Annotated in this window: 23 protein-coding genes and 1 other annotated feature; of the genes, 13 read left to right on the top strand and 10 right to left on the bottom strand. The window is 43.8% G+C overall.

Annotated elements, in window-relative coordinates:
- The first annotated feature begins 27 nt into the window (after nt 1–27).
- Both AB4Z17_RS22280 and AB4Z17_RS22275 read left to right on the top strand, forming a co-directional pair.
- Entirely contained in the window at nt 28–870 is an 843-nt protein-coding gene (locus tag AB4Z17_RS22280) for a CAP domain-containing protein (protein WP_441962131.1), read from the top strand.
- Between the two features lie 119 nt (nt 871–989).
- A complete protein-coding gene (locus AB4Z17_RS22275) occupies nt 990–1,628 on the top strand; it encodes a 3D domain-containing protein (protein ID WP_076267489.1) in 639 nt (212 codons plus the stop codon).
- A gap of 61 nt (nt 1,629–1,689) precedes the next feature.
- Here the strand turns inward: AB4Z17_RS22275 and AB4Z17_RS22270 are convergent, their stop codons facing one another.
- On the bottom strand, nt 1,690–2,568 hold the full coding sequence (locus tag AB4Z17_RS22270; protein WP_441962129.1) for a polysaccharide deacetylase family protein: 879 nt from the start codon (nt 2,566–2,568) through the stop codon (nt 1,690–1,692).
- A gap of 87 nt (nt 2,569–2,655) precedes the next feature.
- Between AB4Z17_RS22270 and AB4Z17_RS22265 the strand changes: the two genes are divergently transcribed.
- Together AB4Z17_RS22265 and AB4Z17_RS22260 are read left to right on the top strand one after the other, a co-directional pair.
- A complete protein-coding gene (locus AB4Z17_RS22265) occupies nt 2,656–3,540 on the top strand; it encodes a fumarylacetoacetate hydrolase family protein (RefSeq protein ID WP_441962127.1) in 885 nt (294 codons plus the stop codon).
- 92 nt (nt 3,541–3,632) lie between these two features.
- Nucleotides 3,633–4,442: a (2Fe-2S)-binding protein gene (locus tag AB4Z17_RS22260; protein ID WP_441962125.1), complete on the top strand. Its 810-nt coding sequence runs from the start codon at nt 3,633–3,635 to the stop codon at nt 4,440–4,442.
- Nucleotides 4,443–4,524: 82 nt separating this feature from the next.
- On the opposite strand, the gene AB4Z17_RS22255 is transcribed toward AB4Z17_RS22260, so the two are convergent.
- Entirely contained in the window at nt 4,525–5,787 is a 1,263-nt protein-coding gene (locus AB4Z17_RS22255) for a methyl-accepting chemotaxis protein (RefSeq protein ID WP_430060426.1), read from the bottom strand.
- 510 nt (nt 5,788–6,297) lie between these two features.
- On the opposite strand from AB4Z17_RS22255, the gene AB4Z17_RS22250 reads away from it, so the two are divergent.
- Nucleotides 6,298–6,702: an O-methyltransferase gene (locus AB4Z17_RS22250; RefSeq protein WP_076267494.1), complete on the top strand. Its 405-nt coding sequence runs from the start codon at nt 6,298–6,300 to the stop codon at nt 6,700–6,702.
- A 52-nt stretch (nt 6,703–6,754) separates the two neighbouring features.
- Here AB4Z17_RS22250 and AB4Z17_RS22245 read toward each other — a convergent pair whose 3' ends face one another.
- Together AB4Z17_RS22245 and AB4Z17_RS22240 are read right to left on the bottom strand one after the other, a co-directional pair.
- Complete coding sequence (locus tag AB4Z17_RS22245; RefSeq protein WP_441962123.1) at nt 6,755–7,585, bottom strand: TIGR03943 family putative permease subunit; 831 nt, start codon at nt 7,583–7,585, stop codon at nt 6,755–6,757.
- On the bottom strand, nt 7,582–8,619 hold the full coding sequence (locus AB4Z17_RS22240) for a permease (RefSeq protein ID WP_441962121.1): 1,038 nt from the start codon (nt 8,617–8,619) through the stop codon (nt 7,582–7,584). Before AB4Z17_RS22240 ends, AB4Z17_RS22245 begins: the two co-directional genes overlap by 4 nt.
- Before the next feature lie 120 nt (nt 8,620–8,739).
- Nucleotides 8,740–9,002, top strand: a binding site (T-box leader).
- A gap of 60 nt (nt 9,003–9,062) precedes the next feature.
- Between AB4Z17_RS22240 and trpS the strand changes: the two genes are divergently transcribed.
- Nucleotides 9,063–10,052: a tryptophan--tRNA ligase gene (gene trpS / locus AB4Z17_RS22235; protein WP_339204492.1), complete on the top strand. Its 990-nt coding sequence runs from the start codon at nt 9,063–9,065 to the stop codon at nt 10,050–10,052.
- Nucleotides 10,053–10,086: 34 nt separating this feature from the next.
- On the opposite strand, the gene AB4Z17_RS22230 is transcribed toward trpS, so the two are convergent.
- The gene (locus tag AB4Z17_RS22230; RefSeq protein WP_441962120.1) at nt 10,087–10,263 is read right to left on the bottom strand and encodes a DUF5325 family protein; all 177 of its coding nucleotides are present in this window, start codon (nt 10,261–10,263) and stop codon (nt 10,087–10,089) included.
- A gap of 132 nt (nt 10,264–10,395) precedes the next feature.
- Between AB4Z17_RS22230 and AB4Z17_RS22225 the strand changes: the two genes are divergently transcribed.
- Complete coding sequence (locus AB4Z17_RS22225; RefSeq protein ID WP_054023438.1) at nt 10,396–10,608, top strand: alpha/beta-type small acid-soluble spore protein; 213 nt, start codon at nt 10,396–10,398, stop codon at nt 10,606–10,608.
- Nucleotides 10,609–10,774: 166 nt separating this feature from the next.
- On the opposite strand, the gene AB4Z17_RS22220 is transcribed toward AB4Z17_RS22225, so the two are convergent.
- A complete protein-coding gene (locus tag AB4Z17_RS22220; protein WP_441908339.1) occupies nt 10,775–11,761 on the bottom strand; it encodes a metal-dependent hydrolase in 987 nt (328 codons plus the stop codon).
- Between the two features lie 87 nt (nt 11,762–11,848).
- On the opposite strand from AB4Z17_RS22220, the gene AB4Z17_RS22215 reads away from it, so the two are divergent.
- Entirely contained in the window at nt 11,849–12,157 is a 309-nt protein-coding gene (locus AB4Z17_RS22215) for a hypothetical protein (protein WP_441908338.1), read from the top strand.
- Here AB4Z17_RS22215 and gerQ read toward each other — a convergent pair.
- Nucleotides 12,147–12,710 carry a spore coat protein GerQ gene (gene gerQ / locus AB4Z17_RS22210; RefSeq protein WP_441962118.1) on the bottom strand — a complete coding sequence of 188 codons (564 nt, stop codon included), beginning with the start codon at nt 12,708–12,710 and terminating at the stop codon, nt 12,147–12,149. The two genes, AB4Z17_RS22215 and gerQ, sit on opposite strands and share 11 nt — an antisense overlap.
- A 36-nt stretch (nt 12,711–12,746) precedes the next feature.
- On the bottom strand, nt 12,747–13,169 hold the full coding sequence (locus AB4Z17_RS22205) for a cell wall hydrolase (RefSeq protein WP_076267501.1): 423 nt from the start codon (nt 13,167–13,169) through the stop codon (nt 12,747–12,749).
- Nucleotides 13,170–13,430: 261 nt separating this feature from the next.
- On the opposite strand from AB4Z17_RS22205, the gene cyoE reads away from it, so the two are divergent.
- Both cyoE and AB4Z17_RS22195 read left to right on the top strand, forming a co-directional pair.
- Nucleotides 13,431–14,288: a heme o synthase gene (gene cyoE / locus AB4Z17_RS22200; protein ID WP_441908336.1), complete on the top strand. Its 858-nt coding sequence runs from the start codon at nt 13,431–13,433 to the stop codon at nt 14,286–14,288.
- A 24-nt stretch (nt 14,289–14,312) separates the two neighbouring features.
- Nucleotides 14,313–14,918 (top strand): SCO family protein, encoded by a 606-nt coding sequence (locus tag AB4Z17_RS22195; RefSeq protein ID WP_441908335.1) that lies wholly within the window; start codon nt 14,313–14,315, stop codon nt 14,916–14,918.
- On the opposite strand, the gene AB4Z17_RS22190 is transcribed toward AB4Z17_RS22195, so the two are convergent.
- The gene (locus AB4Z17_RS22190; RefSeq protein ID WP_076267504.1) at nt 14,915–15,286 is read right to left on the bottom strand and encodes a toprim domain-containing protein; all 372 of its coding nucleotides are present in this window, start codon (nt 15,284–15,286) and stop codon (nt 14,915–14,917) included. The two genes, AB4Z17_RS22195 and AB4Z17_RS22190, sit on opposite strands and share 4 nt — an antisense overlap.
- Before the next feature lie 406 nt (nt 15,287–15,692).
- Nucleotides 15,693–16,856: an MFS transporter gene (locus AB4Z17_RS22185; protein WP_339204485.1), complete on the bottom strand. Its 1,164-nt coding sequence runs from the start codon at nt 16,854–16,856 to the stop codon at nt 15,693–15,695.
- 162 nt (nt 16,857–17,018) lie between these two features.
- On the opposite strand from AB4Z17_RS22185, the gene AB4Z17_RS22180 reads away from it, so the two are divergent.
- Genes AB4Z17_RS22180 through AB4Z17_RS22170 form a run of 3 tightly spaced genes read left to right on the top strand, consistent with a single transcriptional unit; the run spans nt 17,019 to nt 20,739 of the window.
- Nucleotides 17,019–17,468, top strand: coding sequence for a hypothetical protein (locus tag AB4Z17_RS22180; protein WP_441908332.1), 450 nt, complete (start codon nt 17,019–17,021; stop codon nt 17,466–17,468).
- Entirely contained in the window at nt 17,468–18,631 is a 1,164-nt protein-coding gene (locus AB4Z17_RS22175; RefSeq protein ID WP_441962116.1) for a transglutaminase domain-containing protein, read from the top strand. Before AB4Z17_RS22180 ends, AB4Z17_RS22175 begins: the two co-directional genes overlap by 1 nt.
- Before the next feature lie 32 nt (nt 18,632–18,663).
- Nucleotides 18,664–20,739, top strand: coding sequence for a peptidoglycan D,D-transpeptidase FtsI family protein (locus AB4Z17_RS22170; RefSeq protein WP_441962114.1), 2,076 nt, complete (start codon nt 18,664–18,666; stop codon nt 20,737–20,739).
- Nucleotides 20,740–20,895 lie beyond the last annotated feature (156 nt).

Raw genomic sequence — 20,895 nt, 5'->3', positions numbered from 1 at the left:
AACTTATCTTATTAGGAGGATTCATTCATGAAGATGCAACCAATACGTGTAGGTGTCGCTGGCATAATCGCAGCAACGGTGATCGGCGCAGGTTTTACGGCTCCAACGGCAGGTGCAGCACCGGCTGTGAAAACTTTCTCCACGATTCRACAACCATGCCTCATTAGCCAAGATACGATCAAACAGATCGGTGATAAATATGGAATAGATATTAGCAAGCTTTTGAATGGCAGCTTCATTCAATGGCCTACGACAGGCGGTAACACAGGAACAGTAACAAAACCGGGAACAGGTACTGGAACAGTAACTAATCCGGGAACAGGCACTGGAACAGTAACTAAGCCAGGAACAGGTACTGGAACAGTAACTAAGCCAGGAACAGGCACTGGAACAGTAACAAAACYGGGAACAGGCACTGGGACAGTAACAAAACCGGGAACAGGCACTGGTACAGGAACTGAAACAAAACCAGGCACAGGTACCGACACAGGAGCTTCCAATTTGAGTGCTTATCAATCACAAGTTGTCGACTTAGTTAATAAGGAACGTGCTAAAGTTGGCTTGTCCGCTTTGAAGAGCGATACGCTTCTTACGAAAGTAGCGTCAGAGAAAGCAAGAGATATGGACGTTAACAATTACTTCAGCCACACATCGCCGACATACGGATCTCCATTTGATATGATGCGTTCTTTCGGAGTGACTTATTCTTATGCTGGTGAGAACATTGCTTCTGGTCAAAAAACACCACAAGATGTTATGACAGCTTGGATGAACAGCCCAGGTCACAAAGCAAACATTCTTAGCGGCAACTTTACAAAAATCGGCGTTGGTTATGTAAACGGCGAATGGGTTCAAATGTTTATCGGCTAGTCTTTCCTTACACCTTAGACAACATCAATACGTTAAGGGCGGACAACCGCCCTTAACAAGATTTATAATCACGTGATCGAAGTTGTGAAACTTCGGGAACGCACAGGAGGATTTACCCCATGTTTAAAAAACGTACATTAGCAGCAGCAGTAGTAGGATTATCGGTTATGATGGCAGCAGGAACAGTAAGTGCAGCTTCGAAAACACATACAGCGAATGACAATGATACATTCTGGAAGCTATCCAAGCAGTACAGTGTACCTTTGGATACACTAATGGAGGCTAATCCAAAAATCGATCCGCTTAACCTATATAAAGGTTTAAAGCTTACTATACCTTCCACAGAAGCTTCTGTAGAGAAGAAACCGGCAACGATGAATTCAGCAGCTGACGACTCCTCAAAAACAGTTAAAGCCATGAATGGTAAAGAATACGCTTACTCGAAAGCGCTTCTCGTACAAGCTACAGCTTATACAGCAGCAGCATCTGAGAATGGCAAGTGGGGAGCAGTCGACTACTTTGGAGACAAGCTCCAGGTTGGTACGATTGCCGTAGATCCGAAAATGATACCTCTTGGCACAAAGCTTTATGTGACAGGGTATTCCTATAATGGTTTGCCGCAAGGCGGAATGATTGCAACAGCAACAGATATTGGCGGTTCGATTAAAGGCAATCGCGTTGATATTTTTGTACCAGGCTCAACAAGCCAAGCCATGTCTTTTGGTATCCAAAACGTGAAAGTATTCGTTCTTGAATAAAAATATAGATGTAAAAGGCAATCCACTCTTCATGAGGGATTGCCTTTTTTTTACAGAAAACTCAACGGGCTGCGGATTGTCCGACGAGCTCAGGCAATGTAACGAGCTCATACCCTTTGCTTTCCAGCAAATGGATGAGCTTCGGGAGTGCAGCAACCGTTCCGGATAAGCTTTGGCCGACTCCTCCGCCTGCGTGCTGTAAAATTATCGATCCAGGTTGAAGTGTTCTTTTTATATTTTGCAGCACCAATGCGCTGCTAGGATTGTTTTTCCAATCTACGGAATCCACATCCCAGTTGACGATAGCAAATCCAGCCTGCTTGCTCCATCTTACTTGCTGAGGAAGCAGTTCTCCATATGGCGGTCGTATAAAATGAGGAGAATATCCGACTATATTTTTTATTATGGTGTCCGTTCGCCAAATTTGCTTCTGATACTTCGTTAAAGTAAGCTTTGAAAAAATGGCGTGGTCATAAGAGTGATTACCAATGACATGCCCTTCGTTATGTATCCGCTTTACTAATGCAGGGTATTTGGCAGCACGATTTCCTACAATAAAAAAGGTAGCGCAAACATCATGCTCCGCTAATATATCCAAAATAGCTGGTGTATATCTTGGATCGGGAACATCATCAAACGTTAGCGCGACTCTTTTCTTATTACGAGGCCCATTAAGGAGAAAGGCATTAGGAAATTGCCTATGAAGCCTATCCCATGACACGACAGCAGTTTTTCGTTTTTTTGATTCTTTTGCAGGTTTGAACTGAGCTATTTGCTGCTTATCGGCAGCTGAAGCATAGGAATCGGTTGAAAGGTTAAGCAGCATACAACCGATTAAAGCAATGCCCGCCACAGTCTTCCCCATTTTATGTGGTGTTTTCCACATTTGCATCAGTCCCCATGATTGATTGTAAACAAGCCGTGCCGCTATTTTACCCATGCTGCATACTTTCATGCGCTTTACTTTAAAAAAAGAGAGGCTTAAACTAATATAGTTCACCATTTCATGGCAGGGAGGTTATCTTTTATGAAGTTATTGCAGTTTAAGCAATCCGATCAACTAAGACTCGGCGTGCAGGTTGACTTAGGAATTATTGATATTAAAACGGCCTCTCAAGCTCTGGATATTCCAGCTCCGCTTTCAATAGAAGAAGTTATAAGAGGCGGTAAAACAGCATTAGCGGAACTTCAAGCGGTTATTGAGGCTGTCGTTGCAACTAACAACCACATGTATGTGCTTGAGGACACAAATTTCGCTTACGCACCGGTCGTTTCGAACCCGCAAAAAATAATTTGCGTCGGTTTAAATTACCGCAAGCATGCAGAGGAGACGAAAGCTGAAATTCCGACCACCCCTATTTTGTTTAATAAATTTGCCAATGCCCTGAGTGCACATGGTGATGAGGTGGAGCTGCCGCTTACGAGCAATGAGGTGGATTATGAAGCTGAGCTTGCGATCATTATAGGAAAAACGGCAAAAAACATCGAAGAAGCGGAAGCGCTTGATTATGTTTTTGGCTATAGCTGCGCTAATGATTTGTCAGCGAGGAACCTGCAGCGCCGTACATCCCAGTGGATGCTTGGCAAAAGCTGCGACGGATTTGCACCAATTGGTCCTTATATCGTAACGGCAGATGAAGTAAATGATCCGGATAAGCTCACTATTTCTTGCCGCGTAAACGGTGTTCAAAAGCAGCATTCGAATACGGAAGATATGATTTTTTCTTGCCGATCTATCATTAGTTATATTTCTAAGCATATGACACTCGTACCAGGCGATATCATATTAACAGGGACTCCGGAAGGGGTAGTAATCGGATACCCGAGAGATCAAAGGGTTTATTTAAAATCAGGTGATGTGGTAACTGTGGAAATCGAGCAGCTTGGTGAGTTAACTGTCACAATGAGATAACGAAATGCAATTGATAATCATTTTCGTCCGATGTATAATAAATCGTATCGTTTATTATTGTACATTCATGTTATGGAAGGACGAGAACATCAATGAATGAAGCGTTGTTTGCGATGTTGGATGACAGCTATGATTTAACGGTAAATAAACGAGAAAATCTTCTGTTTACCTGCCCTGCAATAGATCTGTTAGATGAGAACAAATTGAAGCAATTATTAGCTTTCTATACACCGTTAGTTAAAGGCATGGACCCTTCCGTAGGGGAAGTGTACATGGCAGGTTGGTTTCGCGGGCCTATGCTGGGCTTGCTTTATACGTTGTCTGTTTTGAAACAAGCGCCGGATTTATCACTTAACAATTTAACGGTTCAAATATACAAGGCTGAATATAACAATCATGAATATATTGCTGTCAGCTTTTACTTACATAACTCTGAATTTGTAGCGGCTCCACTACCTTTAGATGAACAAGACATGTGGATTAAGGATAAAATCAGCTCTTTTTTTGAGCATACGATACGTCCTGTATTTGACATGATTGCAAAGGTAGGAACGTTGAAAGTAGGCATGCTTTGGAGCCAGCTTCCTACCTCGCTTGAATATGGGTATGACAGAATGCTGAGTGCCGAAGTAGATGAACAGGCAAAGCTAAGCATTGTGACCAATTTCAATATGGTCAAATCGCTTGATGGCGAGGTTTTCGGCAGAAGCAAAAATCCGCTTGATGTGAAATTCCGTATGACAGAGTCATTGGGAGACAAAGATAAGCAGGTTCGGCTGAAAGCAGCATGCTGCTTGTATTATTTAGTTGATGGCGGCTATTATTGTTATACTTGCCCAAGGGTTAAAGAAAGTGTTCGTGCAGAACAGCGTGAAGAATATCGCTGCAAGCAGCAGGCGTAAAATAAGAAAGACCATAATCATCCATTTTGAATGGAAGGATTATGGTCTTTTTTTGTTGCGTGATAAGCAATCAAAAACTTGTTTATTTCATTTTGAAAACATTAATGGTTCTGAGCAGCTGAGCCGCCATTGTACGCATACGTTCCGTTTCTTCTACCACTGCTTGTACAGATGCGATCTGCTCATTCATCGAAGCGGATACTTGCTCCGTGCCAGCAGCCGATTGCTGCGTAATCGCGGATATATTTTGGATGGCTCCGGAAATTTTGCGGGCACTCTCAAGCATAGCGTCGCTTTCTTGGGAGAAAACATAAATTTTATCCGTAATAAATTGAACACTTTGAACAATTTCTGAGAATACGACTTCGGATTCCTTAATATGCTCCGTTTGCAGCTTAACGACCTCTTCGTTTGTTTTCATATTGCTGATCGTTTGCTTGATACCCTCGTCAATACTTTTCACTAGGTTGAATACTTGTTTAGTTGAAGCGCTGGATTCCTCAGCAAGCTTGCGGACTTCCTGTGCAACAACGGCAAAGCCTCGTCCGTGCTCGCCTGCTCTTGCGGCCTCGATAGAGGCATTCAATGAAAGCAGGTTAGTTTGCTCAGCCAAATCGGAAATAGTCGTCGTAATTGCACTAATACCTCTTGCTTTGCGGGCTAGATCTTCAATTGTAGCTGATACCTTCTCGGTTGCCTCAACGTTGCGGCGCATGCCGTCGGCTTGAATATCAAGAGCCTTCATGCCTTTATCTACGAGCTGAAGCGTTTGCTCAGAGCGTGTGTTCATTTCCTTTGTTGAGGTAGCGTAATCGGAAACTTTCTCTTCGATCTCAGTAATGGATTCGCTCATCTCCGATACGTCCTCGGAAATTTCGTTTGCGCCAGTAGCAAGCTCGTTTGCGGAAGCAGCAACCTGCTGCATCGCGATTTGAATATTATTATTTTTGTCAAAGATGCTGTGACTTGTATCGGACACATGACGGATGATGTTCGTCGTTTCCGTAAGAATGTCGCGAAGTTTATCAATCATACTGTTAAACGAATGTCCAAGCTCGCCTAAAGCTGATGAAGACGTTGTGTCGATTTTTTGAGTGAAATCACCTTTGGAAATACGAAGCGCAGTTCCTTTAATTTCATCAAATGAATTATTGATGGATCTCTCGATGAATGAAACGAGTGGAAGCGTAGCAATTGCCATAATGATTGTGAAAATAATTCCAGCGATAAGCGAGCCGCCTGATACTGATAATATGACAAGCATAATGAGGGCAAACACTGCTAAATTTAGGTAAGAAGTAATCAGCAGCTTATTTCGCACGGAAAGCGAATAGTACCATTGGATCATTATGTAAGCGCTCCTTTTAATAGAATATCCATATTATAGCACCAGCTGCGAAATTGGTCTATAATTGTCGATTCATAAAAAATAGATAAATAATGACCGCATGCGGCACTTCGGAAAATACTAAATACGTTTTCGGTGTAACAATAAATAGAAAATGATACCATTATCGGTAATTAGAAATCATTTTTATTATTAATTGATGGTTTAGACTGCATGGTACATAACTCCTAAGTAAGAAAGAAAAGCATCTTGAAATTAGAATTGAAAAATTAAATAAAAAATATCATTTTAGTTCGCAAGGTTCATTTTATTTAGATGTAATGAAATGATCTTTCTTTAATTATGTAAAATATAGTTATATAATCATTAAATAAGAGTCGAATAATATCAAATAAACAAAAATAATGTTGTTTAGTATATTGATAATGATAGAAATGGACTATATAATATGCGTTGAGACCTAAGTGGAAACTCATGCCTAATAAATCATAAAGGAGGATAATAAGTATGCAAACGGAATCTGCAGCTCTCGCTCGTCAAGTTGAATTTGTGTTTCGTCAGCTTGAAAGTGAACTGACAAACGCTACGGCTGGTACAGTATTAATACATATTCGGAACAATGCGGTGGGTAAATTTGGGGTTAGGCACCATCCAATCGAATGCAAAAATGGAAAGTTTGAGAGTGTCGATAAAGGATTGACAGCGGTTCAGGTACAGGCATTTAAACAAATGGCCATTGAATCGCTTAAGTTTAGGAAAGACTGGTCGCATGGCGAAATTTTATATGATTTTTCCGTTCGTTCAAGCGCTAATTCTTGGTCGGCAAGCATACTTTTTGAATCTAATTACAATATGGCCAATTGGAATTCTCGCTATTATCCGAAAAGAAATGATTTATGGGATTCACAATAACAAAAATACGTAAAGAAAAAAAAGAGCTGACGGCATCCGTCAGCTCCTCATTTTATTGTCCGAAATCAAGATCAGGATACACATAAGGCGATTCTGGAACCTTGATTCGTTCAACCCGCTGGGCTTCTAAAGTCATGACAACATGATTTATATAAGTTGATGTCGTTAACCTTCCTGTCACTGTCACCCATTCATCGTCGGCGTAATCCATCGCTTTAGGCCAAGATACCATAAGCCCATAAGGCACAGCGTCGGCTGAACAACAATTCATTGCAAATCTACTGACGGCAAATCGCTCCTTGCCCATCTCGTCCTCGTGGTAAATAAACCCCGAAATTTCAACTTCTTTACCGATCAACTTCTCCCGAAAGAGATCAAATGTCGTCAACGTCTCAATAAATTGAGTATCAGGTACACGGATCAGTGGTTGGCTGTACAGTTTCTTCGCGTATGCTGTATGTGCTTCCATATAGCCATCGAAAGGATAAAAGGCATCGACTCCGGCACCTTTCTCTTCAGCTGTTGAAATTCCAGATAAGCTGATCCCTTTTTTTGAAGCAATATCGCTCCCAAGCGTCCCGGCAGGGACGAGAAAACCGAGCAGCAGCGGAAAAATAAACAACCCATAAATGATGATGTTTTTGAACACGGATGGAGATGGCTCGTGCTCGCAATCACAGCTTGGCGTTTGATTTCCGATACGTTTCTGTAAAGCGGCATAGACTTGATAAATAGCTGCTGCATAGAGGCCTAACGCTGACAGCTTTACGTATACTTCCATTTTTGGAGCGATATAAAGAGCCATTTCACCCGTTCGATCCAAGTAGAGAATAAACAAAGCAAAACCTGTAAGAATTGCGGCACGCAAAAGATGATGAATCATAGCAGCGCCTCCATTATCCAAGCGCCGATGAAGGTTAGCGCCGCGGTTAGTACAATGAGAATAAATACGAATTTAATACGGAATGTCGTTAGCAGCATTAACGTATTTTTAAGATCGATCATTGGGCCGAATACAAGAAAAGCAAGCAGCGGTCCAAAATCAAACATGCCGCTGAACGATGAAGCAATGAAAGCATCTGAAGTGGAGCAGATTGATAGAATAAAAGCAAAGCCCATCATGAAAACGTATGAAAATAAAGGCTGATCAGCAAATGCCTCAAAGGTGCTGCGATCAATAACCGTTTGAATAATGGCAGTCAACATTGCTCCGAAAATGAAATATTTGCCCATTTCAAAAAACTCGTTTGAAGCATGCGATAGGGTTGAGGCGGCTCTTCCACGGAATCCAGTACCGCTTGTCCCATGCTCATGATTATGAGTGTGATTGCGGCTGTGTGTATGACCCTGCTTGATTAAATAAAACGGTTGAGCTAATTTGAGCGGACTGCTTCGCATAAATTTATAAAGGAGCAGGCCGATAATAACGGCTATGACAAAGGCCAATATCATTCGTGCGTAAGCCATTTCTGGCGTCGTTCGAAAAGCAGCAAAAGTTGATGCAAAAACGATTGGATTAACGATGGGGCCTGCCAATAAATAAACAATTCCAATATAAGCAGGCATGCCTTTGCGAATAAGCCGCCTGACAACCGGTATCATTCCGCATTCACATAATGGGAATAAAATGCCCAGCAGCGCCCCAAAAAGAACGCCTAATACCGGGTTTTTGGGCATAAATTTTTGAATGAGCTCGTCCGAAACGAAGACTTGCAGAAGTGCAGAAAAGATCACCCCGAGCAGGATAAATGGAAATGCTTCTAAAATAATGCTTATAAATAATATTTTGAAGGATTGCAAATTAGCGATACTAAAAAGATGTGTGGGGAGCTCTCGATTGGTTACGATAAGGGCGAGCATGATCAAGCAGCCTACTCCGAGCAATGGCGTGCAGATGCGGTAAAGAAATTTTGCCATAGTACAATATCCTTTCTTTATGTAAGGATTACGATTATGACTATAGCTTATGCGTTATGGATGAGGAATAGGACAACTTTCGTATCGCTTGACATTAACGATTACAGATGTATAATCGTTTTAAATGCAATGATGGGAATAAGTAAGCTCGATTGGATTGCGTACAGAGAGCCGGTGGTTGCTGCGAACCGGTGCAAACAACGATGCTGAATGGGCCCCGGAGCCTATGAACGGAAACTGGCTGCACGAGCAGCCGAAGATGTTTGTACGGACGCTCCCCGTTACGGAGCAACAAGGCTTATGGGATTTTTAATACGCTTCGATTGTATAACAAAGCGTACCATAAGCGAATTAGGGTGGCACCACGGTCCCTCGTCCCTTGCGGCGGGGGATTTTTTGCGTTTTTTTTAGACTAAAATTGACAGGAAAGAGGTCGAAGCATTATGAAAAAAGTACTTTCCGGTATTCAGCCAAGCGGTCAGCTTACACTTGGAAACTACATTGGCGCCATGCAAAACTTCGTAAAGCTGCAGCATACAGAAGAATGCTTTTTTATGATCGTTGATTTGCATGCGATTTCGGTTCCACAGGAACCGGCTGCCTTAAGAGAACAAACGGAAGCGGTAGCCGCATTATTTATTGCTGCAGGCATAGATCCGCTCAAAGCGAATGTATTTGTACAATCGCATGTTCGCGCGCATGCTGAGCTTGGATGGTTGTTTACAACGCTTGCCAATATGGGCGAGCTGGAAAGAATGACGCAGTTCAAAGATAAATCTGCAGGCAAAGATTCTGTTGGGGCGGGGTTGTTCGTCTATCCGACGCTGATGGCTGCCGATATATTGGTTTATAATGCGGATCTTGTACCAGTTGGCGACGATCAGAAGCAGCATTTGGAGCTTACTCGTGATTTGGCGCATCGCTTCAATACAAGGTTTGGCAAATACTTTACGATACCGGAGCCTTATATTCCGAAAGTAGGCGCACGGGTAATGTCGCTTGATGATGCCAGCAAAAAAATGAGCAAAAGCAATCCAAACGTAGGAAGCTTCATCGCGCTGCTTGATTCTCCAGATGTGATTCGCAAAAAAATTAGCAGAGCGACAACAGATTCAGGCCGCGAAGTGAAATACGATCCAGCAAATAAACCTGAGATTAGCAATCTAATGAGTATTTATGCTCATTGTGCAAATATGAGCATTGAAGATATCGAGGCTCGTTATGAGGGTCAAGGTTATGGACCTTTCAAGAAGGATCTTGCGGAGCAGGTGGTTGCGGTTATAGAACCGCTTCAAGCTCGGTATAATGAAATCCGCAGTTCAGGCGAGATTCATCAAATCTTGAAGCAAGGCGCAGAAAAGGCTTCCTTGGTCGCAGATCGTACACTTGCAGACGTGAAAGAGCTTATGGGTTTTCTGCCGCCTCGCGGTTAATCTGATTGGTACTTACAAGGCTGACGCCATAGCGTCAGCTTTGTTTTTTTCTGCGCAGGCGAGCTTTTGTAATAAAGCCGGCTCCTATAGTGAAAAGGCTCAACAAACCAAACAATAATACAAACCAGCCATTATAGCTGATGGAGATAGCCATAGCGCTCATAAATACGATAGCTAGTACGGAAAAGAACAAAGAAAGCGGTTTGGACATCTTGTTTTCTCTCCTTAATAAATCGTCAATATAATTTAATGGTTTAAGAATAGATTCTTTGATGGTGCGCATAATAAGCTTGCAAGCTTGCAACACACATCAAAGTGCAGAGGACGAAAGGAGAAATACATTATGGCAGGAAGCAGAAATCAACTTGTTGTTCCACAAGCAACTGCAGCATTACAACAAATGAAACTTGAGGCAGCGCAAGAACTGGGCGTACAAATTCCTCAAGATGGCTACTACGGTAATGTTTCAACTCGTGATGCAGGCTCCCTAGGTGGTTATATTACGAAAAAGCTTGTTCAAATTGCTGAACAACAATTGTCAGGCGGCTCCCGTTAATCGCTTCTAATACACAGTGATGAAATGAAGCCCAAGGGTAATCCTTGGGCTTTTTATTATGGTAACCATCATTTTAGCACAGGGCTGATCGACTTTCTTCTATAATATAAAACAAAAAAAAGAAAGCCCCCTTTATTTTGAAGCAAAGGGCTTTCTAACGTCAATACTAAAAAGTATCCATGCGCAATCTTTTCAATAAACGTTCATCGCTGAGCCAGCCGACATAAGAGCCAATCGTCTCATCTTTTTTATTCATAAGCAAAACGCCTACAAATGGATATTGCTTGCGATGACGGTAGCGAACGTCGCACCATCTGACCTCATAGCCCCATGAATGCTCCCGAACGTCTGCGCAGGCAAAGCTGGTGAAATATAAAAAGGATCGAATAGCGGGATCGTTTTTGGATTTGGCGACTGCTGGATGATCAGAGCATTCTACATAATCAATCCAGACTAAGTTGTTATTGCGTAAATTTCCGATAGCGAATCCGCCATTTTTAACTTGCTTGACTACATTCCATATCGTCAGAGATATCGTTGGAATGACGATATAAGCATCGCCTTCATGATATTCAGTGTCCAGCGTCTTCATCCGTTGCAGCGTACTTCTGGAGGTAACTGTCCGCCATACAAAATAAACGGCTAGAAACAAGTACATAAGCGGGAATATTGAAGCTGGATTTACGAATCCGCCTGCCCACAGTAAAATAGCTATGACATGCGTTGTGAAAATGATGGGATCAAATATGTGTATAATGTTCCAAGAGATCCATTTGTCCGTGAAGGGCCGCATCGCTTGAGTGCCGTAAGTATTAAATAAATCGGTGAATACATGCACGCACACGGCGAGCAGCACCCAGCCCCCAATATGCAGCCAAGGCAGCGAGCCTCGGTAAAACAATTGGAGGAGGCCGGTAATTAGCGCAGTCCAAATGGCGATAGCCGGCAAGGAGTGAGAGATGCCGCGATGATTGCGAATATAAATCGCATTGCCTTTTAAACGAAGTAGGCCATCTAAATCGGGCGCTTGCGATCCGATAACTGTGCCGAGCAATACAGCAGTGTGAATGGCTGGATTTGCTGCTACTACGGGATCAATTGCGGCAAGTCCCCCTAAACCGATGCCCATGATAAGATGTGTGCCTGTGTCCATGACAAGTCCTCCCCAATCAATAATTAGATGTAGTATCGGCGGAAGGGAGCAACTTTATCAATATTATCTAAAGGAGACTGAAGGCAAATGTACATTTGTTTTGCAGAATATCGTGTTTCACCAGAATTTCGGGCACAATATCTTGACTACACAGCTTCGCTGCTAAAGGAAGGACACGATGTGCAATTATATGAAGGAACAGATCAGCCGGGTTTATTTGTAGAGGTATGGAACGCAGCTACCTGCGAGCAAGCGGAGCAAATCAAAAAAGAACGCTGCAATGAGCGTTCCTCTTGGATGCATATTTCGAGCTTTATTGTTGGGGGAGCTGCGAAAATGCATATTTGGACGTTTAAGCCGGCACATCTAAAGGGCGAAGCAGCGATTAACGGCTAGAGTTTGCTGTACCGAGAGTAGCCATGCCAAGTGGTGTGGAAGAGCTTACTACTCCGCCTTGGAATGGATATTCATAAGCAATCGGCTCATCGAATGTCACATAATCAAGATTAAGCGTCAAAAGTAAGTAGCGCATACCAGTCGTTGGATCGCTAATAATGATGTGATCACGTCCAGCAGCTTCGATGATTCCTTTAAAAATTTTGGCGTTCCACTCGCGATTGTTTTCGTAAGTCATATAAAAAGTTGCCATTTTGCCGCGGTTCAGACGCAAAATGTTTTCTACATAGGATTCTTCAACAGTAGGCACTGAAACGATGGTGCCGCCTTGTGGCGTAATAAACGATCCGCTTGGCACGTTTGGCGGTATGACTTGTGCTTGTTGGGTTTGAAAGTTAGCTGGAAGCGTGGTTGGCTGCTGCATGCCCATTGGCTGCTGCATCCCCATGCCCATTGGATATTGATATTGACCATATCCGCCGTAGCCGAATCCTTGAACAGGACCTGTATTTGCGGGGCTTACTTGATTTTTGTAACCATAACCATTAGACATTTAGAATTTCCTCACTTTCATACTTTAGAAATAGTTTTAATAAACGGCCGGACAATCCTCTGGCGTTGGAACGAAGAAGCAATGTTTCTTATACCTTCCGCTGTTGGCCTGATCCCACCATGTATCAGGGCAGCTGCCTGCTGGGCGGAAAAACCATAATGCATTAGAAGCCGGGTGCTGACGCTCGCCGTTAATGACCCGCTTTGCTAATCGAATATCTTTATCACGAGCGCTTTGATAAAAGTAGCTTTTGGTAATTGCTTCGAAACCGCCAGGACTTTGATAGACCATGTCTGGGATGGACCGAAGATTTCTAAAGTCGATACAATTTCCTAGTACACGGTTTACGCCAACGTTGCCTACCATAAGCATGCCGAGCTCGCCCTCGCCCTCTGCTTCCGCTCGCATGAGCCTAGCGAGCATCTTCGTATCTTCGGAATTGGTTTTGATGACAGCCATGGAATTGACAGATCACTTCCTTTCGTAGACTTTAGGACGGTTTGATGTGCTGTTCGGCATAGGCATCAAACTACATAGTTATTGTATTGTGCACCCGCCCATTTGGTTACTAAATGATTTGTCACAATTTACGTGGCAAAATGATGAACAAAACCGTCGAACGTTGTCATCGTGTTCTTTTTTCGGTATGATTAAAAACGATTCATCAATGGATGATAGACGCCATCAGCGTCTTGTCGCATAACTTGGGAGGCTAGCTTCGTGCTTAAAGACTGGATTGCATTGACAAAACCGCGGCTACTTCGACTTAATGTATTTGCTGCGATAGGTGGTTTCATGGTTGCTTCCAAATGGGACATTAACGTTCTATTGCTTATATGGGCGATTATCGGCTCAACGTTGACGATAGCGTCAGCAACCGTGATTAATAATTATTGGGATCGGGAACTTGATTTGAAAATGGAACGTACGAAGGATCGCGCGCTTCCTACCGGTCGAATGACGCCGGGCTCTGTTCTGGCTTATGGTATTATTTTGGGGGTTGTTGGACTAGCTGTTCTCTTCCTGCTCGTGAATCCTTTATCAGGATGGCTTGGACTGCTAGGCTGGGGTGTTTACATTGTGGTTTACACGATGTGGCTCAAGCGTACTTCAACTTGGAGTACATCGGTTGGAGGCATCTCTGGCGCGATGCCGCCGGTTATTGGTTATTGCGCGGTAACAGGTGAAATCGATGCGGGTGCTTGGATATTGTTTGCTCTTATGTTCCTATGGCAGCCGGCTCATTTCTGGTCGCTTGCCATTAGAAGGGTAGAAGAATATCGCGCAGCAGGTTTTCCATTACTGCCTGTCGTGAAAGGAATCAAACGTACGAAGTTTCAAATGATTCCTTACATCGTATTGCTTTTGCCAACGGGCATATTGTTTTATTCCTACGGTTACGTCGGTATTTTCTTCTTGATTATATCCGTTGCAGGCGGCTTAATCTGGCTCATCCATACGTTGCGCGGGCCAAAGGCCAAGGATACCGACAAATGGGCAAAAACCAATTTTCTTATCTCGGTCAATTATTTAATGGTTATATTTATCGTTATGATTCTTAATACGACCGGATCATAATTATCGTCTTAAGGAGTGACTGGCGTGGATTTTGTCAAAAAGCATAGCTTCAAAATTGCAGTACTTGCGCTTTGCGCAGCAATGGGAATTTATTTATTTATTACGTACGGCATGCCGGAGAAGCAGACTCTTCCAATCGAGAAGGCTGCGCCAGCGTTTGAGCTGACGGATCTGGATGATCAGAAGGTAACGCTCGCTTCAACAAATGGAAAGGCGCGAATTGTATATTTCTATTTCGCAAATTGTCCAGATGTTTGTCCGCCAACAACCTTCTTGCTGTCGCAAGTACAGGAGCAGCTTAAAGAGGAAAACAAGCTCGGCACTAAAGCAGAGCTCATCTCCATTACGTTTGATCCAGTACGGGATACACCTGAAGTCATTCGTGATTTTGCAAAGCGGAATTTTGCTGATCTTAATGGTTGGCGTTTCCTGCGGGGCGATGAGTCAAACACGATGCAAATTGCTAGAGATTTTGGCATTGGCGTCATTAAAAATGAGGATGGCTCCTTCTCTCACTCCAATGTCATTACGATTGTGGATAAGGACGGTCAAATTCGCAAATGGATTGATGGCAGCAAAGAAGATTTGACGGCTGAGGAAATCGTAAATCAATTAAACAAGGTGCTTTAAAATTCATCTTTGCTCCAAATAGAAGCGGGACTCTGCGCAGGGTACAGGATATGCGCATCGAGGCCCGCTTTTTCTAATTGCTCAATTAAATATTCCTCTGGCGTATGCTCAACGCCTGAATAACCTCTGCGGGTATAAATATGCTCAGCATCTGGAAATACGTCGCGCAATAAGAAGCGAATCCGTTTTCCAGAGGAATCATTGTCGGTGAAAATATAAGCTTGGCTTTTGCCAATTTGTTTTCTAAGCTTGTCCAATTGCTCCGAACCGGGAGTGCCGAAGGTGCAGAAAATCGGTACATCCGGGTGAAGGACGCGCTTAAGTCTTGCCTTGTCATTTTTTCCTTCTACGATAATGGCTATATCCATGGAACTCACCTCGCGTAGTGAATGTAGAGCAGGGTCATGAAGCATATGTATAGTTTACCACCAAAAATCGATTTTACCGAGATCGGGAATGATCGGTTCTTTCGTTTGAAAATGAATAAACGGTCTGCAGTTTGCAGACCGTTTATTATTTTACGACTAGAGACAAGTGCAAGCTATGATTACGAGCAGGATAAACAATACAAGGATAATGCCAAGGTTTGAGAAACCGCCGTGGCCATAACCACGATTTTCTGAACTTACATTTGCAGACATATATGGGGTCACCTCGTTTCCGTAGTGTTAGAAGGATGAATGCAAACAGCTGAGCTTAGCTGTTCTAACTAGTCACCTGTCATAGTACAGCATATGACATGATGGGGAATTAGCCCTGTGCATTTACCTATGCCTACGAAAAATGGGTGCGGGAAGAAAGTGAACGGGAAATTCGCAGCGGGAGCAGAGCGACTGCTATCATCAATGCAATAAACGCTATGTAGTAAGGTGATATATAGTTGCGAAGCTGTCCTGCCGCCATCGGTCCGATAAACGCACCGATGGAGAAGGCGATGGATAATACGGAAAAAGTACGGCCGTAACGTGCTCCGCCGCTAAGCTCAATTAATAAGGTGGACAGCGCGGGCAAAATGACTCCTTTCGCCATACCGACAAAGAGCAGCATCAATGTTAGAGGTGCCGGTATATCGGATGCAATGCCAAAGTAAATAATGGCAAGAATGAGCGAGCCCCACAACGTTCGCAGATACGCGGATACGCGGTTCAGAAACAGCATGCTTAATGTGACGAGTGCGCCGATACTGATAACGGAAAATAAAAGTCCGGTCGTCATCATCGCTTCCTGCGTTTTGGCAAGCAGCGGCAGCTCGAACGATAGGATACCCTGCGCGCAGCTTATTGCAACAGGCAGCAGGTAGACGAGCCAAGGAATTGGCACTGCAGGTTCAAGCGGGAGCTTCGTTTTCTTTTTCCCGTCGTTGCCCTCAGCTTCCGTTTGCTCTACCTTCTGGCGAACTTCTTTAATAAAGAACAGAGCGCAGACAGATGTTACGATCAGAACCCATCCAAGCAGCGTAAAAGCGGTTGAAAATCCAATTTTTGCAACGAGATACGCTCCTGCTGCTGGAGAGACGACTGATGCTAGTGTATGAACTAGTCCATTGCCGGCCATAAGCTTTCCTTGCTCCGTTCGATCGCTTGTTATTCTTGCGAGCAGGGACAAGCAAGCCGGAGACAGAAATGCAAGCACAAAACCGCTGATGGAGCGGAGCGTGAGGAGCTGCCAAGGATTAGTTACATGCGATTGAAACAGGAGAACAATGCCGGCTGCCATAAGACTGAACACGATAAACAATCTGCTGCCATAACGGTCAACGCCAAAGCCTGCAATGAGATTTCCAGGCAAATGCGTAATGGAGTACATGCCCATCATGAGTCCGATAAAGGAAGGCGCTGCACCTAAAGAGATGGCAAAAGGTGTTAAAATGGGGTATTGCGCATGCAAATCAAAAAAGGCGATAAACAAAAATAAGTACAGCCAAACCGCGGTTTTCACAGAGCTGACCCTCCTTGCCAATTACATTCTTATATACTTGTACGTCTAATTGGGACAGGATATGTCTGCATAAAAAGGAAACGAGCGTTTACGCCCTATATTCCGTAGGTTATAATATTTTGTAATGGGATTTTGTACGAGGTATAATGGAGGGGATCGCAATTGGATTTTTTGAATTTTTCGACCTATGATTGGGACACTTGGACAGCTTTTCTTAAAGAACATTGGCTTGTGCTTGTTATTGCGCTTATCTTGCTATTAATTATTATCCGCATCGTGAAAACTGTAGTTAAATGGGCACTTGTGGTGGCAATCGTGCTTGGTATTGTCGTATATAGCGGCTACACCATGGATGATTTGAAAGAGATTGGCACTAAGGTTGCAGATACAGTGAAACAGGAAGCCGTTAATGCAATGGTAGGCGAAGCAAAGGATGCTACTTTCGTGAATAACGGGGATGGAACCTTTACAGTGAAAACTAAAAATGTAGAGCTTACCGGAGAGCCGGGTGCGAATGAGGTTGCCATTTCATTCCGCGGAACGGCGCTCGGCAAGTGGGAGCTCGATAGTACGATACAAACCTTCATCGACCAAGCGAAGCAGAACGGGTAATGCCGATGACAAGCTGGGATCAATTATTTAGAGAGCCGGAGCCCATTGCTATCATTGTGCTTCTRTTGCTAATTGGCTCTCTTATACAGGGGATGAGGAGAGGCGCATCGGGATCTGCGAGGCGTCTTTTCTTTTTTGTTTGGGAAGGTTTAGCAGTTATCGTATGTTTGATACTGGCAGCACAGCTTACGAATACATTGTCACCAGCTGTAGCGAAATGGTTGACTAGCAAGGTGAAGGTGCCTCTTCATGACCTCAGCGGGGTGGAGCAAGCATGGTACACGCTGCTTACGAGTTTGAGGGATTTTGCACTGCTGCGCTATGGCGTCTTGTTCCTGCTCAGTTATTTACTGCTGCGGGCATTGGCAGCTTTAATTGAGCCTTTGCTGGAAAGAGCAGTAGAAGGCGTTCTGAGGAGCGGCAAGGAAGAACCAATGGCTCACTTGCAAGGCAGGCGAAGTGCTAGCCGTGCCATAGGGGCTTTAATTGGTGCTGCTCACGGAGCGGGTCGTTCATTTGTATTCGTCGTTCTTTTATTCGTTTATGTGTCCCTTGTGCCAAATGGCTGGTATGTCGACAAAATTTCCAAATCGACGGTTTATACCAAAGCGGCTTCGTGGCTGAGTCCAGTTGCCGGAGACGTTCTAGCAGGGCAAGGACCCGTGCTCGCCCAAGCGGTTGAAGCGCAGTTCAAACAAATTTTACAACGAAAATATGAGATTATTGATTACGCCATCCCAGCTGAGATTGAGAAAGCTGCTCTTTATGTGACCAAGGATGCGCAAACGAATGAGGATAAGGCGAGAAAGCTATATGACTTTCTTGGAACAAGAATTGCTTATGATTGGGACAAAGCTCGGAATTATGAAGAGCAGGGAATTTGGAAGGAACAGACACCTCCCGAAACATTTGATACGCGCAAAGGCGTATGTATAGATATAGCTCGTTTATATGCTGTAATGGCTAGGTCGGCAGGTCTAGAGGTTCGGGTTGTAACTGGAATGGGAGCTAACGGCAAGGGAGGCTTCGGTCCGCATGCTTGGAATGAGGTGCGAATCAGCGAAGGGGATAATGGCTGGATTCCACTGGATGCTACTTGGGCAAATACCGGGAATTGGTTTAATTCGCCGGCATTTGACGATACTCACATACGTGATGCATAGCTCAAAATGAGAAGGTTATGAGGTGATTAGACATGCAAGATGATCCGCAGAAACGGGAAATTATTAATCGACGTCATTTTTCGTTTCGATTGAACTTATTTTTCTTTATTACGTTCGCATTGTTTAGTGTTTTGATTGTAAGGCTAGCCATTTTACAGTTTGTTGAAGGGCCGACGCTAAGTGCCGAAGGGATCGGCAAAAGTACACGCAGCGTGAAGATTCCGCCGATTAGGGGCAATATTTACGACGCTACGGGTCATGCAATTGCGTATTCGACTTCGACCCAGTCGATCTATTTTACGATTCAGCCTGAGCTCAAGCTGGAGAAAGCGACTGCAAGTGCAAAAGAGATGGCACAGAAGCTTTTTGAAATATTTTCGAAGTATGGAGATCCTGCTAAAGCGATGACGGTTGACGATATTATTCGCCAGATGGATCTTGATTTTAAGCGAAATAACATCTCGACCCCGCGGCGGATTAAATCCGGCCTCACCAATAAAGAAGTTGCCTATTTCATGGAAAATCGCACGGCGTTCAAAGGTGTAGATATCATGGAGGAAAGCGTACGGAACTATGATACAGATTCGATTTCGGTGCAGCTTGTTGGGTATTTGAAAAAATTTAATACCGTTCGAGAAAACGTAGACTTCTACAAAGAAAAGACGACAGAGGAAGATCCTACGCTGAGATACTTGGATGAAGAGGACGTTGGCTTCGACGGTCTTGAGCGAATGTATCAGGACGTGCTGCGCGGCAAAAATGGTTTGAAAACCTACCCCGTTAACAATGCGGAGCGTATTATCGGGCCTATGGAAATAACGAACCCTACAAAGGGGTCGGATCTTTATTTAACCATTAACAAAAACGTGCAGTTAACGACGGAAACAGCAATTATGGATCAGCTCAAAAAAATATCAACGTCTACAAACAAATATGAGCGTGCCAAATATGCTCAAACCGGATTCGCAGTAGCGATGGAAGTAGATACGGGCAAAGTCGTGGCGATGGCGAGCATGCCGGATTATGATCCTAATATTTGGTCAGGCGGTCGTATTAGCAAAGAGGATTACGAGAACTTCCAAAATATCTTATCGAACGGTACGATTCGAACGGTCTATGGCAAGTATTCCGAAGAGGAGCGCAATCAACATCCATCTTCCATCCTGCCGCTCGGCTCGACAATGAAGCCGTTATCCGTATTAGTCGGACTGAATGAGAAATTGTTTAAGACGACAGATACCTACCCGGACACTGGGAGATTCTCGTATGGTAGAAAAGGATATGAGACTTATATCGGCAACTCCCAAGGCAAAAAGTTTGGCTACATTGATGGCGCGCAAGGCATTCAACATTCTTCCAATACGTTTATGGCAGCTATGATTGGCGATAGGCTTTATAGAAGAGACCCGCAAAATGGCGTAGAAATTTGGGACAAATACATGAAGCAATTTGGTCTTGGCGTCCTGACGGAAAGCGGCTTGCCTAACGAAACGAAGGGCGTTATTGAGTACTTTAACGAGGCGAAAAATGCCAGTTCGCAATCAGCGCTTGTTCAAGCCTCCTTCGGTCAGCAAGGGCGATATACAACGTTGCAGCTCGCGCAATATACTGCAATGCTTGCCAATCGCGGCAAACGAATGAAGCCGCAATTTGTAAACGAAATTAAGGATGCAGACGGAAATATTATTCAAGGCTATACGCCTGTTATTTTGAATGAAGTAAATTACCCGATTGAATATTGGAAAGAAATTGAGCTAGGCATGTCGAAGGTTAGCTCGCAAGGCTTTGAAGGTGTGGATTACACCTATAACCGTAAGACAGGTACGTCAGAGCAGCAAGTAAAAGGCCGGACTGCAGAAAATGCGGTATTTATCGCCTATGCGCCTGCCGATAAGCCGAAGCTTGCTGTAGCTGTTGTAGTACCTGATGGCGGGTTCGGGGGTTACGGCGCTTCTCCAATCGCTCGTAAGATTTTTGATGCTTATGACGAGGAAATTGGTTTGTACGGCGTACCGAAAAAGAAGGCGCCAGCCACAAATGATGCTGCGAATAATGCGGCAGATGGTGCTGATGCAGGAACTGAAACAGGAACAGGAACAAACGAATAGTGGTCTAAAAACATCAAAAAGGCAGGTCGGAGCATCAACTCCGATCTGCCTTTTTTGCTGTGTAAATCGCCCATTTTAAAATAAATGTTGCACTAGTGAAACATTTTTGTGTATTATTAAAAAAAAGGCACTAGGCAAACTAAGATTCATAAGGGC

The sequence above is a fragment of the Paenibacillus sp. TAF43_2 genome, assembly GCF_052113545.1.
Lineage (GTDB): Bacteria > Bacillota > Bacilli > Paenibacillales > Paenibacillaceae > Pristimantibacillus.
Note: the sequence above shows the minus strand (reverse complement) of the source record. Positions and strands in the feature narration are given on the sequence as shown.